Raw genomic sequence first — 7346 nt, forward strand, 5'->3', positions numbered from 1 at the left:
CCTGGGTGGGGAGCCAGCGGGGCGTGGGCGTCAGGGTGGAGCTGGTGGCGCATCAGGTGAGAGACATGGGCGCGAGCATCGTCCTCGCCGTTTCGGCCCCAAGGATTCCCGCCAGGCAGGCGACCTGCCCGACATGCCCTTGGGCGGAAGGTGAGCCCGAACGGCTGTCAAAAGCCCGCGTTGGTTCTTGGCTTTACCCAGCCCGCTTGCCGCGAACGGCCGGAGGGCCAGACCGCGCAGCGTGTAGTCGGTCGAGGATGCTTGGGCGATACATGGCACTCAAGCCTGGAAGGTTCGTTGCCTCAGGCTTGGGTCCAGTCTGTCGTTCACACTGGCGCATGGGCGATTGCCGGTGCGCCAGGGACGGTTCGAGAAAAGTGATGGAGCGGGGCGAGCTGAAGACGGAGCGCCCCGCGCCCTATTGCCCCTCGCGGCTTCTCACCGTTCAGGTGCCTGAAGAGGCGCTTCCGAATCGACTTAGCATCTCTTCCACGTACTGAATGCCCCGGGCCGTGATGGCTTTGCCCTTCTGGGTGTCCTGCGCGTAGCCACCGTGCAGGCGGAGCGCCTTGGCCGCGTTCGGCGCGGCGTAGGTGACGCCAAGCTCCCCCCAGAACCGAGACGTCGTTCCAGACGTCACCTCGAACTCCCCATCCAGCGAGCGTGCGAGATAGAGGGGGATGAGTGACCGCACGAGCTGGTCCTTCTGCTTGCCCGCCGAGATGAGATCCTGCTGCCGCGGATGGCTGCGCAGCGCGGCCAGCAACTGGTCCACGGCGGTGCCGCCATTCGCGGTCGAAGCCGCTTCCTTCGCAGGGCGCGCTCGCTTCTTGGACTTCGCGGCCGGCCGTGCCGTCCGCTTCTCTGACCTGGCTCCCGTGCTGCTCCGCGCCTGCCGCCCTGCGGGCTTCTTCTTTTTCGTCCCGCTGCGAGACGCCTTCCGGGAGGGCTCAGGCGTTGAGGGTTGGGCAGCCGAAGGTGCGTCAGCGCCGGTGATTGCCGCGCCGCGCGGCGGAGTGCGCTCTGCCACGGTCGGCTCCGGCGCCGACGCGTTGGGCGGCTGGGAGATGGCAGGCCTGGGACGCGGCGTGCGCTCGACCACGGTCTGCTGCGCGGCGCCACGAGGAGGAGGTGAGGGGAAGTCCGAGGACCGGGGCGCGGACGTGTCTCGGGCCTCTTTAAGCCCGAGGCGCGCGCGCACCTCACCCACGATACCGCCCAACCCCACGTTCTGGAGCAGACCTTCCAACCGGGACGTGAAAGACACCTGGTGAGCCCTCCTGGAGAGGCGCACATTACCCCATGAAGGCCACATCCCCGAGCGGATGGCTCGATTCCTGCCGGTCCTGCTGCGGTGGAGGAGGCGCGAGGCACCGGTTGTAGGGCCACAGGGGCCGAGCCCGGGCCGCTGTGACGGCCCCGCACCATGCACCCTTCCCAGGACATCCCCAGGTCTGGACAGACACCCGGACTGACAGAAGCGGGTCGGCCCTCCAGGGTGGGCGTGGGCGTGACCCACTGTCTTCCAGGTGCAAGGCCATGCAACTGTTCGGCAATCGTCAGACGGCGCTAGACTCTCCGGACACCTTCCCTGCACATGCAGCTGCTTTCCTCCGCCCTCGTCCTGTTGCTCCTCGCGCCTTGCGCGGCCCTGGCCCAGGGTAGCTCCCGTATTGCCTTCCTGGGCAAGCAGCTCCAGAAGAGCAAGGACCCGCGCTCGCGCTCGCAGGCGGCGCTGGTGCTCGGGGCCACGGAGGACCCGGAGGCCGTGCCGCTGCTGTGCAACGGATTGAAGGACGAGAGCGAGTTGGTGCGCGCGGCCGTGGCGAAGGGGCTGGCGAAGCTGCTGGAGCCCGACGGGCTCGCCTGCCTCCAGGCCCACAAGGCGGAGGCGGACGCGTCGGTCCAGGCGGCGGTGCGCGAGGCCGTGGGCGCCCTGAAGGAGTACCAGTCCCGTCCGCCGCGCTTCTACGTGCATCTCGAGGCGCTCAAGGACCGCACGGGCAAGCTCCCCGCCGACCTGGTGAAGGCGACGGAGGCGCGGCTGCGCTCGCGGCTGATGCGGAGCGGGGCCCAGCTCGCGCCCGCGAAGGAGACGAAGGCGGCGGCGAAGGGCACCCTGAAGAAGCTTCGGGTGCGGGGCTACCGCATCACCCCGGAGCTTCATGCGACGGACAGCGGCGGGCTGCGGGTGGCGCTGGTGTGCCTCACCTACCCGGACCTGTCGCTGATGGGGCAGGTGGAAGTGAATGCCGCGGGCGCTCAGCCTGGCGATCTCCTCAAGGCGCTGGTACCTCGCGCGGTGGAGGAAGCGGCGGAGACCTTCGAGTGGAGCAGCGAGACATGACGACGACCACGGCGCCCCTGACGCCACCCAAGCGGCGCTGGCGCAACTTCCTCCTCGAAACGGGCTTCCAGCTCAAGCTGACGGCGTACATCGTCTCGGTGACGCTCGTGCTGTCGGCGCTGCTGGGCGTGTTCCTCGTGAGAGGCGCGCGGTCGCTCATGCGCGAGACGGCGACGGCGGTGGAGGCCCGCTCCCGCGCGGCGGAGGTGAGCCGCGAGCTGTCCGGCGCCACGCTCTCCAATGAGCTGCTGACGCGGATGGACGACCCCACGTTCGAGGCGAGCTTCCGCGAGAAGGCACGGGCCATCGACGCGGCCTACGAGGCCGAGCGCGCCGCCATCATCGCCCAACGCGCGGAGCTGGAGCGGCAGCAGAAGCTTACCTGGTGGGCGCTGGGGGGCTTCCTGGTGGCCTTCATCGCGGTGGTGGGCTTGGGGACCATCGTGGTGACGCACAAGGTGGCGGGCCCGCTCTTCCGCATCCGCCGCATGGTGCAGGAGGTCCACGACGGCCGGCTGCGCCCACCCCAGCACGGGCTCCGGGATGGCGACGACCTCCAGGACCTCTTCGATGCCACGCGGAAGATGGTGCAGCGCCTCCGCGAGCAGAACGAGGAGGACGCGAGGACCTTGTCGAACGCGCTCCTGGCCGCGGAGCACTCGGGTGCCTCCCCCGAGCTCATCCACGAGCTGCGCGCCCTGGATGCGCGCTACCGCACCCGGCTCGAGGACTGAGCCGCTCCGGGGCTCACCCCCAGGACCGCGCGGGTCCTGACTCCACGGTGAGCCCCGTCTCCTTCAGCATCGCGTGGATGCGCAGGCGCGCCTGGGCCCACGGGAGCGCCTCGACGCGATAGCCCTCCAGCGCGTTCATCAGGTGGCCACGGTAGCTGGGGTGCCCCGGGTCCGAGATGATGACCACGCCCCGGTCCGTCGTGGCCCGGATGAGTCGGCCCACGCCCTGGCGCAGCTGCAGCAGGGCGCGTGGCAACCGGTAGTGGAGGAAGCCCATGTACTCGCCGCCGTTCCGGGACAGCGGCTCCTCGCGCGCGGCCACCAGCGGACGCATGGCGGGCTCCAGCGGCAGCTTGTCGATGAACACGCAGCCCACGCCGCGGCCGGGGATGTCCACGCCCTGCCAGAAGCTCTTGGTCCCCAGCAGCACGGTGCCCGTGTCCTTCTCCTGCCGTGCCGCCAGCGAGCGGCTGTGCCCGCGTGACTGCCGCAGCACCTCGATGCCCAGCGGGTCCAGCCGTCCGCGCACGCTCGTGCCCACGCGCTCCATGCGGCGCGTCGACGCGAACAGCCCCAGCACCCGGCCGCCCATCGTTTGTGCCAGGCCCGAAATCCGCAGCGAGGCCCACTCGATGAAGGCTTCCTCGTGTGCACGAGGCGCATCGGTGACGAGCACGACCAGCGCCTGCTCCTGCAGCTTGAAGGGCGTGGCCGCGCGGACCAGCCGGGGCGCGGGCCGGCCTCCGCGTCCGTCGAGCCCCAGGCGCCGCAGGACGAAGGGGAAGCCGTCGCCAGTGCCCAGCGTGGCGGAGGCGAGCACCAGCGTGCGCTTGCTCTCCGCGAAGTCCTTCGACACGTAGGCGGAGACATCCACCGGCTGGGCGCTCAGGCTCCACCGCTGCCGCTTCGGCTCCGCCGTGGCCGCGTAGCACCGTCCTGGCGCGGCTTCACCGGACAGCTCGCCCGCGAGCACCGCCAGCTCGCCCAGCTCCGTGGTGGCGCCGGACAACTCCCGCTCCAGTGCAGGCTGCCGGGCCGCCAGCTCGGGGAGCGCGGCCAGCACGCGCACAGAGAGCAGGACATGCAGCGCCTGGAGCGCGCCGCGCACGCCTTCAAGTCCTTCGCGCACCGGCTCCCAGGCGGGCAGGGCGCGCACGGTCGCGGTGATGCGCAGCTCCGGAGAGTACGCGCCTTCGTCCGGATCCTCGCCCACGGCGGTGGCTGCGGGCTCGCACAGCTCCGTGACGCGAGCGCTGAGGTCGCGCGCGTCGTCGAGCAACCGGCGAAGGCCATCCTCGACCTCGCCCATCAGCGCCCGTGTCTCCGTCCGGCGCGAAGCGCTCAGCGCCTTGCGCAGCTCGGCGAACAGGCCGCGCCGTCCGTCCCTGCCGTGCAGCCGCTCGGTGAGGCGGAGGAAGGCCAGGTCCGACAGCTCCAGCGCCAGCGCGGTGGTGGCGACGTCCTCCACCTCGTGCGCCTCGTCGAGGACCAGGTGGTCCAGCTTCGGGTAGCGCGCGGGCCACGCGAAGGCGAGTGACTGGTTGATGACCAGCACGTCCGCCTCACGGGCCTGCGCCACGGCCGAGTGATAGAAGCAGCGGTGGAAGTGCGGGCACTTCTCGCCCAGCGTCGTCGACGCCTCGGAGCGCACGGCGGGCACCAACGCCATCAGCACCGGGAAGCGCTCGCGGAACCAGTGGCTCAGCCGGTCCAGGTCGCCCTCGCCGCTGCGGCGCAGGTACGCGCGCAGGTACGCCCGAGGCGCGCGCGCGGCGTGCCCCATGCCGGGCTCCACCCGTGTGGCCTCCAGCGCGCGGCGGCGGCACAGGTAGTTCGTCTGGCCCTTCAGCAGGGCATAGCCAAAGGCGCCCTTCGTGGCCCGGTGAAGCCGTGGCAGGTCTTTCTCCAGGAGTTGGTCCTGCAGCGTCTTGGTGTGCGGCGCCACGCCGACCTTGCGTCCGTTGCGCGCCGCGAACAGGGCCGCGGGAGCCAGGTACGCCAGCGACTTGCCCGTGCCCGTGCCGGCCTCCACCGCCAGTTGCCCGCCGTCCGACAGCGCCCGCGCCACCGCCTGCGCGACGTCGAGCTGCGCGGCCCGGCTCAGGAACCCTTCACCGGCCTGCTCCAACGCGCCATTCGCGCCCAGCAGCGCGGAGACCTCGTCCGGACGCACCGGCAGCACGGGGGCATCCGCCTCTGGCTCGGGCAGCGCCGTGGCGCCTCCCGCACGCCGCCGCTCCGGCTTCCCGCGAAGGAAGCCCTGCGCCTCCAGCGCCAGCGGCGCCGCCTCCGCGCGGCACGCGGCGGCCAGTCGCGACAGCAGGTCCACCAGCGGCCACTCCTCGTAGTCGAACGTGCCGCTCGCGCCGTCCTTCAGGCCCACGCCCTCCATGGCCAGGCGCAGCTCCGCGCCCTTGCGTGGATCCAACGCGGCGAGCAGGTCCACCACGTCATCGCCACGGCCCTCGCGGATGCAGCGCTCCATGGCGTGCACCAGCACCGAGTACACCGCCTCGCAGTCCGACACCGCGCGGTGCGGCTGGCGCAGTGCCAGTCCGCCCCAGCGCAGCAGCGACTCCAGCGAGTGGCTGGGCAGCTCCGGGTGCAGGTAGTGCATCAGCTCGCACGAGTCGAGCACCGGGGCGCGGATGGGGCCCAGCAGGTCCGGCAGGAAGCCTTTTTCAAAGGGCGCGTTGTGCGCCACCACCGTCCAGCCGGAGAGCTTCTCTCGAAGCTCGGCGATGTCGGTGCCGAAGCGCGGATGCCCTTCGAGGTCCGCGTCCGTCAGGCCCGTCAGCCGCCGGATGGTGAGGGGGAGGGGCCGCGACGCCGAGTACAGGCGCGCGAAGCGTTCCACCTCGCGCCCGTTCTCGAAGAAGATGCAGCCCAGCTCGATGACCTCGTCCACACGCGGGTCCAGCCCCGTGGTTTCGAGGTCGAGGAAGACATGCCGGGTGAAGAGCTCCGCCGCGCCGCCCATTCAGGCCGCGCAGACTACTCCGCCCGGCGGCGCTGCCCAGAAATCGGCCAGCGTCCGTCAGTCGACCATGAAAACGCCGGAAATCATCTTGTTCATGGCGCAGCCGTACACCAGCTTGCCGGACTCCTTCGGCGTGAAGGCAATCTCCACCGGCTGGCCGAGCGGCAGCGGCGTGTTGATGTCGTAGCCGTCCATGACGACCTCGGTGGCGCAGGTGTGGTCCGTCTTGCGCGTCACCACCAGCTTCACCGGCTCACCCTTCTTGAGGCTCACCGGGCTGGGCTCGTAGCCCTTCTCCGTGACGGACAGCTCGACGACGCGCACGCCGTTCTCCCGCTTCTCCGGGACCGCGGGGGCCTTCGCCGCGTCGGCGTCCTTCGTGCACCCTTGCTGGGTGATGCCCACCATGGCGGCCGTCGCGGCCAGGGCGAGCCAGGGCTTGATGATGCGGGAGATGAACTGACGCATGGAGGTCTCGGCGGTGAGGGGCCGCGCCCTCCGCGGGGATGGGCCTCAGGCCTCGTCCGCGGGGGCGCTCTCGGAGGGGGAGGTGACGGGCTCGAAGCGCAGCAGGGCGTGGAGCGGGACGAAGACTTCGTGGCCCTCTTCGCCCAGCAGCAGGTCGAACCGGCCCACGCGCATCAGCGGAAGCTGGAGGGTGATGCCGTTGCGCAGCACCATCCGCACCGTCTGCCCCAGGTGGTCCAGGAAGGCTCGCGGGTCCGAGTGGGGGCGCTTGTCCGGCTGACGCGCCACCGCGGACGGCTTCTGCGTCAGCTTGGCATCGCGCTCCAGACCGGGCAGCAGCCGCTCCCAGTCCCCGCGCCGGGCCAGCAGCACCACCTGGAGCTTCTCCAGGCGGCCCGTGCGCTCCAGTGTGAAGGCGATGGGCTCCTCGCCGAGCAGCGTGTCCAGCAGGGAGCGCTCCGCCAGCACCACGGAGACCTCCGCCTTGTCGCTGATGAGGCGGGCCAGGAAGTCCGCGACGACGGCGTTTTCGACCTCGCCGCGCGCCTGCTTGATGGCCGCCTTGCGCTGGGTGCGCTCCTTGCGGGCCATGAACTCCGCCACCGTCATGCCGCTCTGGAGCACGCCGAAGGCGTCACCCAGGGACAGGCTGGGCGTCTGGCCCATCAGCTCGTACACCTGGTCGAAGCGCTTCGCCTCCTCGGCGTGCAGCTTGCGCCAGATGCGGCACTTCATCTTCCCTTCGAGCTCGCCCTTCGCGATGCGGGCGGGGACGCGCTCGCGCACCGCCAGCGCCTGAATCTGCTCGGGCGTGGGG

Annotated in this window: 5 protein-coding genes and 1 pseudogene; 2 read left to right on the top strand and 4 right to left on the bottom strand. The window is 70.9% G+C overall.

The features are described from left to right. Nucleotides 1–445: 445 nt before the first annotated feature. Nucleotides 446–775, bottom strand: coding sequence for a hypothetical protein (locus G4D87_RS39685; protein ID WP_240358728.1), 330 nt, complete (start codon nucleotides 773–775; stop codon nucleotides 446–448). A gap of 822 nt (nucleotides 776–1597) precedes the next feature. On the opposite strand from G4D87_RS39685, the gene G4D87_RS30205 reads away from it, so the two are divergent. After that, nucleotides 1598–2347: a HEAT repeat domain-containing protein gene (locus G4D87_RS30205; protein WP_163786163.1), complete on the top strand. Its 750-nt coding sequence runs from the start codon at nucleotides 1598–1600 to the stop codon at nucleotides 2345–2347. Continuing rightward, nucleotides 2344–3081: a signal protein gene (locus G4D87_RS30210; protein ID WP_163786164.1), complete on the top strand. Its 738-nt coding sequence runs from the start codon at nucleotides 2344–2346 to the stop codon at nucleotides 3079–3081. The genes G4D87_RS30205 and G4D87_RS30210 overlap by 4 nt, the downstream gene beginning before the upstream one ends. Before the next feature lie 13 nt (nucleotides 3082–3094). Here the strand turns inward: G4D87_RS30210 and G4D87_RS30215 are convergent, their stop codons facing one another. The 3 genes and pseudogenes from G4D87_RS30215 to G4D87_RS30225 form a co-directional block, all read right to left on the bottom strand. Beyond that, on the bottom strand, nucleotides 3095–6061 hold the full coding sequence (locus G4D87_RS30215; RefSeq protein ID WP_163786165.1) for a helicase C-terminal domain-containing protein: 2967 nt from the start codon (nucleotides 6059–6061) through the stop codon (nucleotides 3095–3097). A gap of 57 nt (nucleotides 6062–6118) precedes the next feature. After that, a complete protein-coding gene (locus G4D87_RS30220; protein WP_163786166.1) occupies nucleotides 6119–6529 on the bottom strand; it encodes a cupredoxin domain-containing protein in 411 nt (136 codons plus the stop codon). A 45-nt stretch (nucleotides 6530–6574) separates the two neighbouring features. Next, nucleotides 6575–7346, bottom strand: a pseudogene (locus G4D87_RS30225) (hypothetical protein); the annotation flags it as partial.

The sequence above is a fragment of the Myxococcus vastator genome (genome assembly GCF_010894475.1).
Lineage (GTDB): Bacteria > Myxococcota > Myxococcia > Myxococcales > Myxococcaceae > Myxococcus > Myxococcus vastator.